Origin of the sequence: Streptomyces klenkii, from assembly GCF_003626645.1 — a bacterium.
GTDB lineage: Bacteria > Actinomycetota > Actinomycetes > Streptomycetales > Streptomycetaceae > Streptomyces > Streptomyces klenkii.
This window is the reverse complement of record NZ_RBAM01000102.1, coordinates 1-1,294: the sequence shown is the minus strand read 5'-3', so window position 1 is coordinate 1,294 and position 1,294 is coordinate 1. Positions and strand designations below refer to the sequence as shown.

Annotated in this window: 1 protein-coding gene; it reads right to left on the bottom strand. The window is 73.2% G+C overall.

Annotated features, from left to right (window positions below; all coding sequences use genetic code 11):
- On the bottom strand, nt 1–1,294 hold a 1,294-nt coding region (locus tag D7231_RS36755; protein WP_158673899.1), incomplete at both ends, for a hypothetical protein.

The window sequence follows — 1,294 nt, the reverse complement described above, 5'->3', positions numbered from 1 at the left end:
GGCCTGCGGCACGACGTCGACCTCCGGGTACTGGGTGATCAGCACCAGGAGAATCCCGGCGCCGGCCGCGACGGAGGAGAGCTTGGCGAGCGCGGCGAGGATCTCGTCCCGCTCGGGGCAGGCCCCGGTGCGGGTGTAGGTGGCCAGCTCGTCGATGACCAGCAGCTCGATGCCGCCGACCTTCTTGATGGTGTCCGGGGTGACCTTCGACTTGCCCAGCTCGCCGAGGACCCGGTTGCGGCGGTCCATGTCGGCCAGCAGTGCGTGCAGCAGGGCGAGGAGCCGCGCCGAGTCCGGCTTGAAGTAGGTGGCCGCCACGCCCGCCTTGGCGTAGGGGTCCCATTCGCCGTTGACCTTCCCGGCGACGATCCGCAGGTTGATGCGCGGGTCGAGGGCGGCGCCCGAGATGAGGTTGGCGGCGCCGACGCCCTTGCCGGAGCGGGTCATGCCGGCGACGACGAACGAGCTGTTGCGGATGGCCAGGCGCACGGCGATACCGCGCTTGGACCAGGCGACGGGCACGCCGTCGCCCCAGGCGTCGATGGGGCCGCGGTGGTTGAGGAGCGGGGAGGGTCGGGGGTCCTCGAAGGGGTCGCGGTCGGTCATCCACAGGGAGCCGAGGTTCTCGGCGCCCTCCTTCGTGATGTCGATCATCGACAGGTCGCGGCCGAGCGCGCCGGCCAGCTGCTCGTCCTTCCTCCGCAGCATCGACACCGTGACGCCGGGCGGCAGCCGGAACTTCGTGACGCTTGTGCCGTCGGGCCCTGCGGGCGGGGCGTCGAGCACGGTGATGTCGCCGGAGAACCCGCACGCCCGGAACGCCGCTCCCAGGGTGCCGCCGTCCAGCGCAGGCTGCGCCGCGTCGAGCGCAGCGGCACCCTCGGCCGTGGCCTGTCCGTCGCCTGCCGCGGCGGCCATGGAGAACGCCTTCTCCGCGGCGTCCCTGGCGCGCTGCTCGCGGCGGCCCACGAGGTACCCGATGATCGGGACGGGCAGCAGTGTCACCGCGCCCATCGCCACTCCGCCGACCGTCACGGTGATGGCCACCGTCCCGACGCCGAGGGCCGTTCCGACGCCGGTCGCGATCGCCCTCGGCTCCCGGGCCCGCTGCCGGGTTGCGGCGTCCCGCTGCTCTCGCAGCGTCGCCACGAGAGCGAACGCTTCCTGTTCGGCGGGGCTGCCCTCGGGGTGGACGGCGGCTGCGGCTTTGGCGCGGCGGATCATCCGCCCGTAGTCGTCGCTCGCGAGGATGTAGCCGAGGCCGTCGCGGACGAGGGTGGCCAGGCCGATTCCG